The following is a 15,360-nucleotide window of genomic DNA, read 5'->3' on the forward strand; positions in this document are numbered from 1 at the left end:
CTGCACCTCCAGGCCCCCGACCTGCTCTACCTCGTCTTCGTGCGTGGTCACAGATGATCCTTCCCGGCTGGGACCTCCCAGCCTTCCGGATCACCACCCCACCCACACGATCTTTCAGACACTCCCCAGCGTGCGCGTGAGGTTGTGCGCCGGCGTGCGCGTGAGGTTGTGCGCCGGCGTGCGCGTGAGGTTGTGCGCCGGCGTGCGCGTGAGGTTGTGCAGCTCGGCGCCAAACAGAGTCGCCCTGCCGACGTTGAGGCGCTAAACAGAGTCGCCCTGCCGACGTCGCGGCGCCCAATTCCACGAGCCAATGTTCGCGCGGGTCCGGCAATGCATATGCGAAACATGAATATGCCTGGCTTTGTTGGTCAGAACCGAGAGTATTTGTCGACGAGCGGTAAGAGCACCCGTCGGAGACGGGTGTCGTGTTGGTGAGTTCTGGCAGCACCCCGTACTGGGCCGTTGACCTGCGTGGCACCTGCCCCGTTCTCGGTGATGCTCTTGAAACGGGGCGACTCCGCTGCCGAACGCCACACGTTGGCCGCTCCCGACACTCACGAGCAAACGCTGCCGGTTCTGGCCTACGTAGCCAAATATGCCTGTGCGAGACATCCAATGTCCCGTTTCCGGAGCGTTCAATGCACGTGCGACGGGCAATGCTCATCTCCGCCTCGCAGCAGCGGGTCGCAGCAGGGGTATGCGGCGCCTTGGGAAAGCGAGGTGCACGAGCGCGCCAGGTGAGGCGCACGAGCGCGCCAATGGTCAGGCGTCGGGGGCCGTGTAGACGCGGGTGCCGTCCACATAAGTGAGTGCGACGTGGGTGTCGGCGATGGCTTCGGCGGGGCCCTCGAAGGGGTTGCGGTTCAGGACGACCAGGTCGGCGCGGTTGCTGGGGCGAAGGCTTCCGGTGTCGTCCAGGTGGTTCACGTAGGCGGCACCAGCGGTGTAGGCGGCGAGCGCCGCGGTCAGGTCCAGGGCCTGCTCGGGCAGGAAGGGCTTGGCCTCGTGCCCCGGAACGATGCGGTTGACGGCGACATGGAGGCCTTTGAGTGGATCGGGGCTGCTGACGGGCCAGTCGCTGCCTGCCGCCAGCGTCACTCCAGCGCGCAGCAGGTCGCCGAACGGGTACTGCCAGCTGACGCGTTCGGGATTCAGAAACGGGATGGTCAGGTCGTCCATCTGCGGTTCGTGGGCGGCCCACAGCGGCTGGATGTTGGCGGTCGCGCCGAGTGTCCGGAAGCGGGGGATGTCGTCGGGGTGGACGACCTGGAGATGGGCCAGGTGGGGGCGGGTGTCGCGGCGGCCGTTGGCCGTGCGGGCGGCCTGCACGGCGTCCAGTGCCTCGCGGACGGCCCGGTCGCCCAACGCGTGGAAGTGCATCTGGAAGCCGACAGCGTCGAGCGAGGTGGCGTACTCCTTGAGCGCGGCCGGATCGATGAAGCTGATCCCGCTGTTGTCGGTGGCGCAGCCGCAGGCATCCAGGTAGGGGGCGGTCATGGCGGCGGTGAAGTTCTCCGCCACCCCGTCCTGCATGATCTTGACGGTGTCGCAGCGCAGCCGGCCCGTGGTGAGCCGGTCACGGCGTTCAAGCAGGTCGTCGATCTGCTCGGAGCCCCGTCCGCGTGCCCACCACAGGGCGCCGACCACCGTGGCGGTGAGCAGACCGTCGCGGGCGGCCGTCAGGTAGGCGTCCGAGACGTCGGGGTAACCGTCCGAACCGGCGACCAGAGCGTCCTGCCAGGCGGTGATGCCAAGGCTGTGCAGCAGTTGCTGGGCGCGCAGCAGACCGTCGAGGCGTTCCTGTGGCGTCACGGCGGGCAGGAGCGCGCCGACCAGGGTCATGGCGCCTTCCTGGAGCATGCCGATGGGGGTGCCGTCGGCGTCGCGCTCGATGCGGCCGTCTTCCGGATCGGGGGTGGCCGCGGTGATCCCTGCTAGTTCCAGGGCGCGCGTGTTGACCCAGGCGCCGTGGTGGTCGCGGTTGGTGAGATAGACCGGACGGTCGGGGACGACGGTGTCGAGTAGGTCCCGGGTGGGGACTCCGCCTTCGAAGCTCTCCATGGACCAGCCGCTGCCGATGATCCACTTTCTGCCGGGGTGGGCGTCGGCATAGGCGCGGATGCGGCGGACGTACTCCTGCGGGGCGGTGGTGCCGGTCAGGTCGCATTGGCCCAGTTCGACCCCGCCCATGACGGCGTGGATGTGGGCGTCCTGAAAACCGGGCAGCAGCAGCCGCCCCCGCAGGTCGACGACCTCGGTGTGCGGGCCGGTGAGGTCCTTGACCTCGTCGTGGCCGACCGCGACGATCCGGCCGTCGCGGACCGCCAGGCTGCTGGCCCAGGTACGTGCGGCGTCCATGGTCATGATGGGACCGCCGGTGAACAGCAGGTCGGCGGGTCGGTGCGTCACGTGAACACTTCCAATCATCGGGCGCGGTGTGGGGGCCAGGGGCTCAGGGGTCGGCGACCGGGGCGGAGGCGACGAACGGCTCTGCCGTGGCCATGCCCGGACGGGTGAAGCACGGCGAGTGGCGGCGCCACTTGGCGATCGCGCCGACCACCAGGCCTGTCAGGAGGATGGCGGCGGGAGAGGCGAGGCTAACTTCTTTCCTTAGTCACCCATGGTGATCCTGTTGTAGCTTTCCGATATCAGCACGCCCCGTGCCCAGGCGACGCGGGGCACCCTCCTCGGTCCGATAGCTGTGCAGGCTGGGCCGATAGCGTCCGGAGGGACGTGTCACGAGGGTCGGCGGCTCTGCCTGCCGACACCAGGGCACGAAGACGATTGGCACATGCCCGGCATCCAGCCGGGATGATTCCTGCGGATTCCTCAGGATCGCATAGCCAATCAGAGACGCTGAACCATCCGTTGGCGCCATGCGCAAGTGATGGCGGCTAACCCGTAGTAAAGCGCCACCAGCAGGCCGATCGCGTTGACTGCGGCGAGGATGGCCTCGCTGAGCTTGGGGATGCTCAGGCTCAGCAGGGCGATCCCTGCGGCGATCACCGCGATGAGGATCGTTCCGGCGGCTGGCGTTCCATAACGGGCGTCCACCTTCGACCAGACCGGCCCCAGGGTGCGGTCATGGCTCGCGCCCCTGTGCGCCACACCTGCCGCCGCTCTCGACGCGCCCCGGCCAGCTCTCCCTATAGCCGAGGCCGTACTGAGCAGCGCCGGACTGAGCAGCCGAAAGTTGTGCTGATCAACCCCAACTACCCCGTCCAAGCGGGTACGCCGCCAGACGGTGGATACAAACATGCCCACCTCCGGTCTCAGGCCCGATAAGTAGCAGCTCAGGCGGCAACGAACCAGGACAAAGACCCACCGCGCTGAAACCTCGCTTGCTGATCGCCACCGACCCAGAACCGCTGACGGCCCTAGCCACGGCAACTCCAACGTGAAGCAGACGTGCCGTCTCCACCGCAATCACGGGTGCGCACGCTAAGAATAATCTTCAGCCAGCATCAGCTGGAACGGATGAATCGAATGGGGTGGCCTATCCCGAAAACCTGTTGATCGCCCAACGGCCCAGACGGCACCGTAAGTGCGTCTGAGCTAGGAGACGAACCGCTGATGAGAACGCACGAGATCCGTGCCACATACGACCGCGACACGATCACGGTGTATCAGGCGTACCGCCCCGAGATCGCTGGTCCGGCGGTTGAGCAGGATAGGTTCGTGCCGCCGTTCTCACGTGGCCGCATGACCTGGATCAAGCCGTCGTTCCTGTGGCTGATGGCCCGCAGCAACTGGGCCCGGAAGCCAGGCCAAGAAAGGATCCTCGCCGTACGGATCACCCGTACCGGCTGGGAAGAAGCGCTGGGGCACGCCGTTCCCACGCACCCTGACCGGCGTGTCTTCCGCAGCAGCGACGAATGGCGCGCCCGGTTCGCGGAGTCGGTCGTCCACGTGCAGTGGGACCCGGAGCGGAGCCTGCGCGGCGCGACGCTGGACGCGCGCAGCATCCAGATCGGCCTCAGCCGCCACGTGATCGATCAGTACGTGGATGACTGGATTGTCTCCATCGAAGATCGGACACCCCTGGTGCGAAAGATCCATCGCCTCCTGCAGGACGGGCAAGCCACCAAAGCGAAGGCATTCCTCCCCAGTGAACGCGTCTATCCCCTGTCACCCGATCTCGCTCACAGCATCGGAGCCGATCTTCCATAGAGCAATGCGCGTGCCTTCTACGGGGCCACGGAGCCGGCCCCGCCTGGGCAACTCATGATCACTTGCCATCGCTTACGCCGGTTGGCAGGCGCAGTACGAGCCGGTGGGTGAAGCCTCCACGTTCTCCCGCCTTTTGGGCGCGCTGGCGTTCAAGCTCGGCCGGGCTGATGCCGTGCACCGCCGCTAGCGCGTAAAGCACCTCCAGAAGATCGGCAAGCTCGGCGGACTCTCCGCTGGCTACATATTCTCCGGCCTCCTCGTAGAGCTTCGCGCGCAGCAGCGCCTCGTACTCACCTTCCTCCGCCGCCCGAACGGCCGCGGCGCCACCACCGGCGTCCTGGATGATCTCAGGAATGCGGTCGCGGACCAGCTTCTCCCGGCCACCCGTCTTGGTGCGATGAGGCGTCAGGCCGCGGCGCCGGTCGAGGGACTGCACCCACTTGACCGCGACCGCAGCGGTCTGGATCAACTCGATGCGCAGCCGCTCCGAATCAGTCTCGGCGAGCGCCTCATAGAACTCCTCTGTGAGAATGTGCCTCCAGGTCAACTCGCCCCGAGACCAAGCGGCAGCGACATCACGCTTGGCCTCATCCGCCCGTTCGCCATACTCAGGCCCGCTCCCGTCAGGGAACTCCTGCACGCCCCAAAGGCGGTCCTGAGCTTCGCGTTCGGCAGCGACATCGTCCAGCACGGTCTGCAGCGAACCTGCCACGTCCTCGGGCTCCATGACAGTCGAACGTAGCCGTACCGCGCTCTCACCACCCCAAGAAAACTCCAACGCCCCCGCTGGTGATGTGGGGTACCCGGGCTGGCTCGAGTGTCCAAGATCTGTGCTGGCGGTCGACGAGGTATTGAAGCGGCACGGCCCACGATGCCCGAGGCGCCCTTCGTGACATCGTGCGGGCTCGGGTCTGGACGGGGAAAGCCACCCGCTTCCTCAAGACCGCCCGGGCCGATATTTGGGGGAGCGAAAGGCTGGGTGCGTTCGGTGGCTCCACAGGGCCTGGGTGAACGTTCCGGCCCGTGGAGCCGACTTGGTTTTCTGCTGGCGGACTTGTTTCGCATCTTTTGGATGCTCGGGGGATTTGGTCTTCCGTTTGTCGATGGGCAGCGCTGCAGGTGGTGGGTGACTGGGTGCTGGCTCTGACGGCTTCGGTGGCTGATCTCAGGAGGGGAGGGGATCAGCGGTGCAGCCGAGGAGTTCGTGCATGACGGGTGGGAGTTCGTCCCAGAGCCACTCGTTCAAGGTGCCCTGGAACTCAGGCGGCGGGCCGATGCTGATGAGGCGTGGGCCGAGGGAGGCGAGCTGGACGGGCAACGGGCCGTCGGCCCACAGTGGCTCGGCGATTCCCCAGAAGCCAGCGAGGTCATCGCTCACTAGCGGCAGGTAGGAGGGAAGGACTTGCGGTCCCGGTAGTTGGCCGATCGGCATTAATCGTTGGGCCGTCGCGCGCAGGACGTTGAGCGCAGCCAGGTCCTGTGGGCATGCGACTCCTGCAATTTGCAGCTCTGGCAGGCCGAAGCGGCGCAGGCCCCGGGTCGTGAGCTCTACGCAGGAGCAACCGTCGATGGACTCGTCGCCGTCCGAGCAGTGTTCGTCCTCCGGCGGGAGCGAGACGCCGAGCCAGTCGTCCGCCAGGGCGAACCGGGGGTTTTCGGGTGTGTCCTGCGGGAGGATCTGGGCGGTGTTGAGATCGACGATCACACCGGCCATGGTGGCGGCAAGCGCGCGGGCGGCGGCGCGGGCCACCTGGGCGCCGAACGGCTGGCCGGAGACCTGTAGCAGCGACGTGACGCCGACGTGGTGAACCGCCTTGCGGGCTCGTGTCTCGCTCTCGTGATCGTCTCTGTCTGCGGCCGCTGCCCCTGTCAGATCCCAGGGCGAGTCGGCCGCCCTGTAGCTCGTGATCGCGAGCCGGGACGTGCTGAGTCGTTCGTTGGCCGCGGCGGCGAACGGCTCGGCGAGCTGGCGTCGCATGGCGAGCCGGGCGTCGCCAAGCTCGCGTTCGGTCGCGACCACGAAGCACGTGGTGGTCTTCGGGGGCACGGTGATGGAGATCGTGGCAGGCATGAGTGGCCTCCTCGGGCGTCGGCGGACTGGCGCGGCGTCGTCCAGCCTCGGCCCGGACCGTGCGCGACGGAAGTGGAACGAGATTCTGTGGATAACTACTGCGACGGGAGGAGTTGATCAGCCTGGTGATCTTTTTGTCGGCTTCACGGTGGTGCAGTGTTTGCGGCGAAGGAATGGTGGCGCGGTTCAGAACGCGCAGGGCAGGCTCTTCACGCCGTTGATGAAGCTGGCCCGCTGGCGGACGGGCTCTGCGGTGGAGTGGATGTCGGGCAGGCGCCTGAAGAGTTCGCGCAGGAGGACGGTCACTTCTCGGCGAGCGAGGTGGGCTCCCAGGCAGAAGTGCGGCCCTGGTGCTCCGAAGCCCAGATGCGGGTTGGGAGAGCGGGTGATGTCGAACGTGTGCGGATCCTTGAAGACGCTCTCATCGCGGTTGGCCGAGTTGTAGTAGAGGATGACTCGGTCGCCTGCGCGGTACGTGTGGCCGCTCAGCGTGTGGTCCTGGGTGAGGGTTCGGCGCATCCAGGTGACGGGTGTCGCGTAACGCACGACCTCCTCAACCGCTCCCGGCAGGCGCTTCTCCAGATCTGTCAGGAGCAGCGAACGCTGGCCCGGGTTGACGGTGAAGAGGGCAAGGGCGTGTGAGAGGGCGTTGCGCGTGGTCTCATTGCCCGCTACCACCAGGAGACTGAAGAAGCGCCGTAGCTCGGGTTCGGTGAGCGCCTCGCCATCCACGTTCGCATGGAGCAGGGCGGTGACCAGATCGTCTGCGGGGTTCTCGCGGCGCAGGCGCCCGAGATCGGTCATCAGGTTGTCCAGAATGGTGAACTTCTCGCCCAGGACCTGCTCGCGAGTCTTGCCGTCATCGGAGACGTGGTCGGGGTCGCCGACGGCGAGAATCGCGTTCGTCGCGTCGATGACGTCGTCGTACGCGGACTCCGGGATGCCCATCAAGGCGCAGATGATCTGCAGCGGCATCGGTGTCGCGACCCGGGTGACGAAGTCGCATGGGCCGCGTTCGACCAGGTCGTCGATGATGCGGGCGGCGAGGGCCGACACGTCGTCCGCGAACTTCTGGATCATGCGCGGGGTGAACGAGCGGGACACGATTCGCCGCAGCCGCGCGTGCCGGGGATCGTCCAGGCTGATCATGGATCCCGCGTACTCGCTGACCGACGCCGACGGGTCCACCAGGCTGACCGCGGTCGGCTCCGAGCTGAACACGTCCGGATGACGACTGGCCTCGGTGACCTGTTCGTACCGTGTCAGCGCGTAGAACCCGGGCCCGTCCGGACGCGGGCAGAAGACGGGACCTTTGGCCGTACGGAGGGAGGCGAACAGCGCATCGCGGTCTGACTGTGGCATGGCCCAGAAGTCGAGGTCGGTCAGCTTCGGTTCGACAAGGGGAGGCATCGTCGTCCACAGCCTTTCGCAGAGGGCAGCCGCCGCCCACAGGCTAACCCGGCATAGTCCAAGGGCCGGGTCCCCAAGGCGATGCCCTGGGAGCCCGGCCCTGACTGACGAGGTCGCCCTCGCGTCGCGCGGCTTAAGCGATCAACGAGAGTTGATGTCGACGTAGGAGCGCTCGTTCTCGCCCACGTACACCTGGCGCGGACGGCCGATCTTGGTGGCCGGGTCGCTCATCATCTCGCGCCACTGCGCGATCCACCCGGGAAGCCGGCCGAGCGCGAACAGCACGGTGAACGCGTTGGTCGGGAAGCCCATGGCCTTGTAGATGACGCCGGTGTAGAAGTCGACGTTGGGGTAGAGCTTGCGCTCGACGAAGTAGTCGTCGCTGAGCGCGACCTCTTCGAGGCGTACCGCCAGGTCCAGGAGCGGGTCGGGCTTGCCGAGCAGGTCGAGGGCCTTACGTGTGGCCTTCTTGACCACTGCGGCGCGCGGGTCGTAGTTCTTGTAGACGCGGTGCCCGAAGCCCATCAGCTTGACGCCGGGCTCCTTGTTCTTGACACGGCGCACGAACGACTCGACGTCGTCGCCGTTGGTGTGGATCTGCTCGAGCATCTCCAGGACCGCCTGGTTGGCGCCGCCGTGCAGCGGACCGAACAGCGCGTCCACACCCGCCGAGATGGACGAGAACAGGTTGGCGTGGCTGGAGCCGACGAGCCGCACAGTGGACGTGGAGCAGTTCTGCTCGTGGTCGGCGTGCAGCACGAAGAGCATGTCGAGGATCCGCACGATCTCCGGGTCGACCTCGTACGGCTCGGTCGGCAGGCCGAACGTCATGCGGAGGAAGTTATCGACGTAGCCGAGGGAGTTGTCCGGGTAGAGCAGCGGCTGCCCGATCGAGGTCTTGTACGCGTACGCCGCGATCGTCGGCAGTTTGGCGATGAGCCGGATGCTGGACCGCTCGACCTGCTCGGCGTCGAACGGGTCCAGGCTGTCCTGGTAGAACGTGGACAGCGCGCTCACGGCGGACGACAGCACCGCCATCGGGTGTGCCCGGCGCGGGAACGCCGAGAAGAACGCCCGGAACTTCTCGTCCAGCAGAGTGTGGCGCCGGACGTTGTCGGTGAAGTCGTCCAACTCGGCCTGGGCCGGCAGCTCACCATGGATCAGCAGGTAGGCGACCTCCAGGAAGGAGGCCTTCTCGGCCAGCTGGTCGATCGGGTAGCCGCGGTAGCGCAGAATCCCCGCGTCGCCGTCGATGTACGTGATCGCCGACGTGGTGGAGGCAGTGTTGGTGAAGCCTGGATCAAGCGTGACGTGACCGGTCTCTTTCAGCAGGGCGCCGACTCCCAGACCGGATGGGCCCTCCGTGGCCTCCGTCACCTCAAGGGGCAGCCGCCCACCCGCATGGTTGAGCTCGAAATCCGACATGTGCTCGCTCGCTCCCAACTCCGTCCACACCTGCGCAGACATTCCGCCCTTCATCGTATCCAGGTGATCATATGAGTTTGATCCGGGCTACGGCGGGGGGTGGAGACCGCCGAATAACGTGAAGAACGCGCCTTGAACGATGATCACTCTGCAGCGCCTAAGGGGCCCTGCGTCCGGCCCCTGTTGACCTTGTCTCCGCGGGGTGCTCATCTGGAGGCATGGCCGACGCCTTCGCAGCCGAACTTGTCGCCCGCTCCCGGGAGGAGATCGCGGCCACTACCAGCGAAAACCGCTTCCTGGACCTGCTGGAGGCGGGTGCGGTGCCCAGGGAACGACTCGCATGGCTGGCCGGCGAGGAGTATCGGATCATCGGCAGTGACCGGCGGAGCTTTTCCCTATTGGCTGCGCGCTATCCGGAACTGCCTGCCGGTGGGCTCTTTCTGGCCCTTGCACAAGGCGAAGGAGAGGCTCTGGCTTTGCTCCTGGACTTTGCGGCAGCGCTCGGAATCAGTGAGAAAGATCTCAGCGCCTACGAGCCCAAACCGTTGGCGCAGGCTTATCCGGCCTACCTCGCCCAGCGCGCGATCTTCGGTACGGCTTCTGAAGTGGCCTTGGCCATGCTCGCCAACCTGGAGGAGTGGGGAGCCTATTGCGCGCGTACCGCCGAGGCGTTGCGGAGCCGCTATGGCCTGGACGAGGAGGCGGTGGGCTTCTTCCGCTTCTTCGCCGAACCGCCGCCGGGCTTCGCTGAGCAAGCCACCGAAGTGGTCGCCAGCGGCCTGGCCTCTGGGGACTCCCCAGAGGAAGCCGTCCGAGCCGCCCGCATGCTGCATGCCTACGAGAGCCACTTCTGGGCTGCCCTGGCCGAAGATCTCGCCTGATAGACCTCTACGTCCACGGCAGAGCTGATCGTTGAGCCCAGTAGCGCTCCGGTGGCGTGGCCAGCTCGTTCAGCTCGTCTTCGCCAAGCGAGAGCGCAGCGAGGTTGGAGCGCAGCTGTGCCGGACTGACGGCGCCTAGCAGGACTCTGTCCGCCCACGCTTGCCGTAGGGCAGCGGCCAACGCCACTGCGTCGGCGCCGACTTCATGGAGGTCAGCCACCCTTTTGATCTCCTCTGGCGGCTGTACGGCGAGTTTGCCGTTCGCCAGCGCCTCCTTGACCAGAACAAGAGCACCGGCATCGTCATGCGCCTGACGCAGGGCCCCTGCCGCAGACGGCTCCAGGAGATTCCAGGTCGATTGGACGGCGGTGAACACCTGTTGCCCGTCCACCTCAAGCTCGAACGCCTTCAGCACCGTGTCGCCCTGGCGAGGCCCGGACGTGGAGAACCCCACCCGCACGCCTTCCGCAGCTAGCCCAGCGAGGGCGGCCTGCAACGCCCGGTCTCCGAACAATGGGCTGTCGGTGGTCAGCGAATGAACCTGGTGGAGGGCGAGGTGCTTGCCGAGGAACCGCCGGGTCTCGCCGTACTGAACCTCGAAGCGCTCAAGGCTGTGCTCCTTGATCTCATGAACAGGAGCGTCCATGCGCCACTCGCCGACGTAGGCGTAGCCCCATTTGCTGGACACGGTGATGTCGGTGTGGCCACGTTCCGCAAGCCATTCGCCCAGGAACTCCTCGGCCCGCCCGTACGACCGGGCCGTGTCCACCCACCGGATCTGAGCCGCATAAGCCGCGTCCAGTACGTCCCAGGTCGTTTGGCGCATGTCATCCACGGTTCGTTCGGCAGGTAGTTCAGCTGTACGTCCGAGATTGATGTACGCGGGGCGGCCAACCGCCGCAAGCCCGATCGCCAGCCGTTCAGCTCCGTTCATGCCCCCAGCCTGGCATGACCCGGAGACCGGCGGTCGAGCCGGAGTTATCCACAGAACGCGATTCTACTATTGCCGCCACGGATCGTGAGCGATCCTGTCGTTTGAGTCAAGACCGCCACGTCGAAGGAGCAGGACATGCCCTCCCAGATCATCCGCGCTGGTCACAACGAGTACGGGCTTCGGCAGTTCGCCACCGCGCTCGGCCTTGCCTCCTGGCAGATCCGGCTTGCGCGGGAGCACGGCATCGTTCCCGAACCCGAGATCGACGGCCGCAACTGGTCTGCCGCCCAGGTCACGAAGTCAGCCGACCAAACGGAACGAATCCGGTCCACCTTCGGGGAAGATCCGCCGATCGGCGCGATCAATGCGGCGGCACGGCTCGCCGAACGGGTGGCCCTCGACGTCGACCGCGCCGACATCGAGATCCTGGTCGCGCGCGGCGAGCTCACCGTGATCGGCCGCTACCGCGCCCATCCCATCTATCTCCTGCGCGATCTCGACGCCCTCGACCCGCGGACCGTGACCGAGGTGGTCGGCGCCCGCAAGGGCCCCCTCGCTGACAGCGTGGACGCGAAGGGCGCCGCGACGATCCTCGGATGGCCGAAGGACCTGTTCAACAGAGTCGCCAGCGAGCGAGCACTCGCCACCGACCAGCTGGGCCGCTTCTCCCTCTCCGACATACGCGCAATCGCCGCCGACGAAAAGCTCACGGAACGGGCCCACGAAGAGCAGCGCCGCAAAGCACAAGCGAAGGCGCTCCGCACTGAAACCCAGATCGAGGACACCCTTCGCAGCTGGCTCCTCCGCTGTATGGCCTACGTCGACCGAACCATCGAGGACCCGCCTGACTCGTACGCAGCCGGCCGCACCCTCCGCGCCCTTATAACAGCCAGAGCCACCCACCAAGCCGCCTAACCAAGCGACCACCCCGTCCCAGGTCGGCGGTCGCCTGGCCCTTGTCGGCGGACGCAACATGGTGCATCGGACGCAACACGGTGCATCGGGCACAACATGGTGCGACGAGCGTTGATTTTCCGTTGAAGTTGTCAGCGGCGAGAGGAACGGCGGGGGTACGCGGGCTTCTTTGGGCGCTGGGCCTCGATCGCTGCGCGAAGGCGGTCGCGTGCCTCGCTCCGGGACATTGCGGGGAACTGCTGAGGCAGGCGGTCAGCGAGGTCAGGAGGGAGGGTGACCAGGCCATCCTCGTTCACGGTGGCTTGCTCTGCCGGCCAGTCACCGAGGAGTACGGCTGAGACATCGCCAGGGTGCCGGGCGACCAGCTTGCGGATTCGTTCAGACTCCTTCTCACAATCGGCCACCAGAAGGAGGCGGCGCGCCGGGGCGTTTCGCCCGCCTTGACGGATGGCGAGTTCGGTCTCGAGGTAGGCCAGAGCGGCGTCGAGGTTGCCTGGGATGAAGAGGCCGGCGGCGCTCTCGTCGAGCAATTCATCTTCGGAGAGCCCGAAGAGTGACATCGCCGCGCAACGAGGAAGTACCAGAAGGGCGTCGTCCGCATGCTCCTCAAGTGCGGCCAGGGCGAGTACGCGTGCGGTATCGGATGCTCCAGGCCCGGTGAAGCCGAGGGTAGAGATTGTGAACGGATTGATTGCCGAGCGATAGCTGAAGTAGGCGGGTCGTTCGCCCTCGCCGACCGGCTGGAGCAAAGGAGCGAAGAACGCCGCCCCGGCGAATGCGTAGATGCGGCGACGGAATGGGTAACCCGCCCCGGCTATGGCAGGAAGGAGCAGGCCAAGCAGTAACCACGGCTGCATTGAGCGTGCCGGTGATGTATCGCTGTCAGCCCGGGTCTTTGCCGGTGGACTCGCCGGAGGTACGGGCACGGCGCTGACCGGTGGTTTGGACGACAGAGCAGTCGGGAGATGGGACAGGACAGGGCGCGGTTTCGGTCGTCGAGGCGCCCGAGTGCGCGTGGGCCTCAGCGAGGCCGCTGGCTTGTCGTCCGTCCGCTTGGTGCGGCTGCGGTTAGATTTCCCAGCCTGCGGTGTGCCGTATAGCGACTGCCATATTTGTCGGCAGATCTGTGCGGTGTAGCGGGCACCCCAGTTCTCCACCTTGCGACATATCTCCGGATCGGGAGGCTCAAGGAGCACCCACGTGCTTCGCGACGCCTGCCAGGCGATCAAAGAGGGCGATTCGTGCGGTGACACCGCGCCGGCTGCGACCGCCGCTGAACGCGCCGTGGCTGACGCCTGTGCCAACGATGGCGTGCCGACAAAGACGGTGCCCGCCACCGCCGCACAGCCGATCAACCCGCACGCGCAGCGGACGACATCGGCAAGCCTTGGAACTGTCAAACGGTTCATCGGACACCGACAGCGTGGAGATCCCGTCCTTCAGGGTGGGGAGGAAACGCGGCACGGTGCGTCACGTGGTCGTCCTTTCTGGTGTGGTGGTGTAGGCGTAGCCGTCGGCTTGTTTGGAGGAGCCGGAGGTGGCGGTGGTGGATGCCTTGGGCGGTGCCGTGGTGGGTGGTGATGTTGAATTTTCCGGTGGCGCGGACGGCGACGGGGCCGGTGTGGGTGCCCTTGTTCTTGCCCGCAGGGACGGTTGCGCGGACCAGGTCGCCGGTTTGGTAGCCGAAGAAGGTTTTGGTGCGGGGCATTCTCAGGCGGGGGAAGCCGTGTTTGTCGGTGCGGGTTCGTGCGTGTGTGCCGCGCCCTGTGCATCCGGTGACCAGAACCCGGTCGACGAGGTGCCCGATGGTGTCGAGTTTGCCTGCGCACAGAGCGTCAAGGGTGTGGGACTTGGGCAGGCCCGCCAGGGTGCGGTTCCATTTCGTTCTGCCGCCCGAGGTGGTGTGGGTGGGCAGCCGCTGATCCAGTGCGCGCCACAGCGCCCACCGGGTGGCGTTGACGGCGGCGGCGTTGCGGAGCGGCGTCTTGGCTTGTGCTAGTAGCCGGGCCAGGACCTTGGGCTTGGCCGCCAGGAACTCGGCCACCGGCCGGTTGGACTTGGTCTGGTTGCAGGGGACGCAGGCCAGTGTCAGGTTCGACACCCGATCCGACCCGCCCCTGCTGCGCGGGTGGATGTGGTCGATGTTGAGCGGCACGTTCTCCACGTTGCAGTAGGCGCAGGACCGCCCCCACTTGGCCAGGAGATATTCGCGGGCCTCGAACCCGGCCAGGGTGCCGTGTTGGTATTCGGCGCCTTCCAGGGGCTTCCCGGCGCTGAGCAGGTGGGTGTCGAACGCGACCCGTTCGACGTGCACGACCCGGACGGGGGCCCAGTGGGCGAGCCGGTCCACCCACGAGACGGTGGTGTGCACCCGGTGCCGAAGCGACGGAGCGAGCCAGCCGTCCGGCCGGGCCCGGTTCAGGAAGCGGGGTGCGCGGTAGCGCAGGTTCGCCGACCGGCGCCGCCGCCGGTAGGCGGCGCGCTGTTGCATCTTCTTGCGAATGGTGGCGCCGCGGTGGTCGAGCTGAATCGCATACCGGCCGCGCCGCCCGCCCTGCATCGCGGTGAACACCGCGATGCCGGTGTGCTTGGACCCCGGGTCGATGCCGAGCTCGACCCCGTCCACCTGCGAGGCGCCGGTGGTGCGGTCTTTCAACCGGATGACGAACGGGGTGTGACGGTGCACGACCGCCCGGCCCTTGCGCAGCAACTCCCGCGCGCGGGCCGGGTGGCACGGTTGCAGCGGGGTGCCGCAGGAGTCCAGCACGAACACCGACGCATGACCGACAGATGGTGATGGGTGCCGCTCACGCGGCATCTCCCCAACCCGCGAGGGGTCGGGGGTGACGCCACCGCCGCCAAGTGAGGCGGCGGTGGTCTCTCCTCGCACATGTTCCACGCCGGTGCCCCTGCCAACAGCGGGGGGCCGGTGTCCCGTTTCGTCCCCGATCCGGGGGATGTCTGCTGACACCGGTTCCAGAGCCGCCCGCTGGAGAAGCACGGACGGGTGGGTCTGCTCACCTACATGAAACGTAGCCAACCAGTTCACCTCCAAAGCGCGTGTCGGCCAGTGCTGGTAACGACCGCCCTCAGCCACACCGACTGAAAGCCCCCCTCTTCCAGGAGGGGGATCCCGTTACCTTCATCCCGGGAGAGTCGCAGTGGTCACCCAACTGGACGCCGATCGTAGTCAAATCGACTACGCAGCGTTGATGAATGGTCACAGTCGACTCGTTCGACCGGTCCAATGGTCCTTTAGAGCCGGTGGTTGCGTTCAAGAAGGGCTATGCCAGCAAGGCGTTGCCGACTCCGGGCTGTGAGTCGGTGCGGCACCAACTCGACGAGTCCATCGTCTGTCGGCGTTCAGAGCGAGCGAATCCAGGCCGGCTCAAACACCTGCCACCAGGTACAACTGACTCACCGGACGCCGGGACACCAGCAGGATCCGGCCGTCGCAGCAAGGTGGTGAGCCGGTGATGCGCACGGAACCGAGAGCTTCGCACGATCTCGATGACCATCCACATCACCGCGACCGGTTTGTGGTTGTTGTGATC

The 15,360-nt window shown here is 66.5% G+C and carries 12 protein-coding genes; 3 read left to right on the plus strand and 9 right to left on the minus strand.

Features of this window, described 5'->3' with window-relative positions; all coding sequences use genetic code 11:
- Positions 1–762 precede the first annotated feature (762 nt).
- Both ACH34W_RS51155 and ACH34W_RS51160 read right to left on the minus strand, forming a co-directional pair.
- Positions 763–2,409, minus strand: coding sequence for an amidohydrolase (locus ACH34W_RS51155; RefSeq protein WP_395968557.1), 1,647 nt, complete (start codon positions 2,407–2,409; stop codon positions 763–765).
- Positions 2,410–2,847: 438 nt separating this feature from the next.
- Positions 2,848–3,108, minus strand: a complete 261-nt coding sequence (locus ACH34W_RS51160) for an amino acid permease (RefSeq protein ID WP_395968558.1) — start codon at positions 3,106–3,108, stop codon at positions 2,848–2,850.
- Positions 3,109–3,573: 465 nt separating this feature from the next.
- On the opposite strand from ACH34W_RS51160, the gene ACH34W_RS51165 reads away from it, so the two are divergent.
- Positions 3,574–4,170 carry a DUF4291 domain-containing protein gene (locus tag ACH34W_RS51165; RefSeq protein WP_395968559.1) on the plus strand — a complete coding sequence of 199 codons (597 nt, stop codon included), beginning with the start codon at positions 3,574–3,576 and terminating at the stop codon, positions 4,168–4,170.
- A 58-nt stretch (positions 4,171–4,228) separates the two neighbouring features.
- Here ACH34W_RS51165 and ACH34W_RS51170 read toward each other — a convergent pair whose 3' ends face one another.
- The 4 genes from ACH34W_RS51170 to ACH34W_RS51185 form a co-directional block, all read right to left on the minus strand.
- Positions 4,229–4,897: a hypothetical protein gene (locus ACH34W_RS51170; protein ID WP_395968560.1), complete on the minus strand. Its 669-nt coding sequence runs from the start codon at positions 4,895–4,897 to the stop codon at positions 4,229–4,231.
- A gap of 438 nt (positions 4,898–5,335) precedes the next feature.
- Positions 5,336–6,241 (minus strand): hypothetical protein, encoded by a 906-nt coding sequence (locus ACH34W_RS51175; protein ID WP_395968561.1) that lies wholly within the window; start codon positions 6,239–6,241, stop codon positions 5,336–5,338.
- A 186-nt stretch (positions 6,242–6,427) separates the two neighbouring features.
- Positions 6,428–7,651, minus strand: a complete 1,224-nt coding sequence (locus tag ACH34W_RS51180) for a cytochrome P450 (protein ID WP_395968562.1) — start codon at positions 7,649–7,651, stop codon at positions 6,428–6,430.
- Between the two features lie 141 nt (positions 7,652–7,792).
- Complete coding sequence (locus ACH34W_RS51185; RefSeq protein WP_395968616.1) at positions 7,793–9,076, minus strand: citrate synthase; 1,284 nt, start codon at positions 9,074–9,076, stop codon at positions 7,793–7,795.
- Positions 9,077–9,294: 218 nt separating this feature from the next.
- Here ACH34W_RS51185 and ACH34W_RS51190 point away from each other — a divergent pair, with 218 nt between their 5' ends.
- Positions 9,295–9,957: a hypothetical protein gene (locus ACH34W_RS51190; RefSeq protein WP_395968563.1), complete on the plus strand. Its 663-nt coding sequence runs from the start codon at positions 9,295–9,297 to the stop codon at positions 9,955–9,957.
- A 7-nt stretch (positions 9,958–9,964) separates the two neighbouring features.
- On the opposite strand, the gene ACH34W_RS51195 is transcribed toward ACH34W_RS51190, so the two are convergent.
- Positions 9,965–10,891 (minus strand): aldo/keto reductase, encoded by a 927-nt coding sequence (locus tag ACH34W_RS51195; RefSeq protein WP_395968564.1) that lies wholly within the window; start codon positions 10,889–10,891, stop codon positions 9,965–9,967.
- Positions 10,892–11,026: 135 nt separating this feature from the next.
- Between ACH34W_RS51195 and ACH34W_RS51200 the strand changes: the two genes are divergently transcribed.
- Entirely contained in the window at positions 11,027–11,806 is a 780-nt protein-coding gene (locus tag ACH34W_RS51200; protein ID WP_395968565.1) for a hypothetical protein, read from the plus strand.
- 131 nt (positions 11,807–11,937) lie between these two features.
- Here the strand turns inward: ACH34W_RS51200 and ACH34W_RS51205 are convergent, their stop codons facing one another.
- Positions 11,938–12,663 (minus strand): hypothetical protein, encoded by a 726-nt coding sequence (locus tag ACH34W_RS51205; RefSeq protein WP_395968566.1) that lies wholly within the window; start codon positions 12,661–12,663, stop codon positions 11,938–11,940.
- 548 nt (positions 12,664–13,211) lie between these two features.
- On the minus strand, positions 13,212–14,579 hold the full coding sequence (gene iscB, locus ACH34W_RS51210) for an RNA-guided endonuclease IscB (protein ID WP_395968567.1): 1,368 nt from the start codon (positions 14,577–14,579) through the stop codon (positions 13,212–13,214).
- Between the last annotated feature and the right edge of the window lie 781 nt (positions 14,580–15,360).

Source organism: Actinomadura sp. 6N118, assembly GCF_044326415.1.
GTDB lineage: Bacteria > Actinomycetota > Actinomycetes > Streptosporangiales > Streptosporangiaceae > Spirillospora.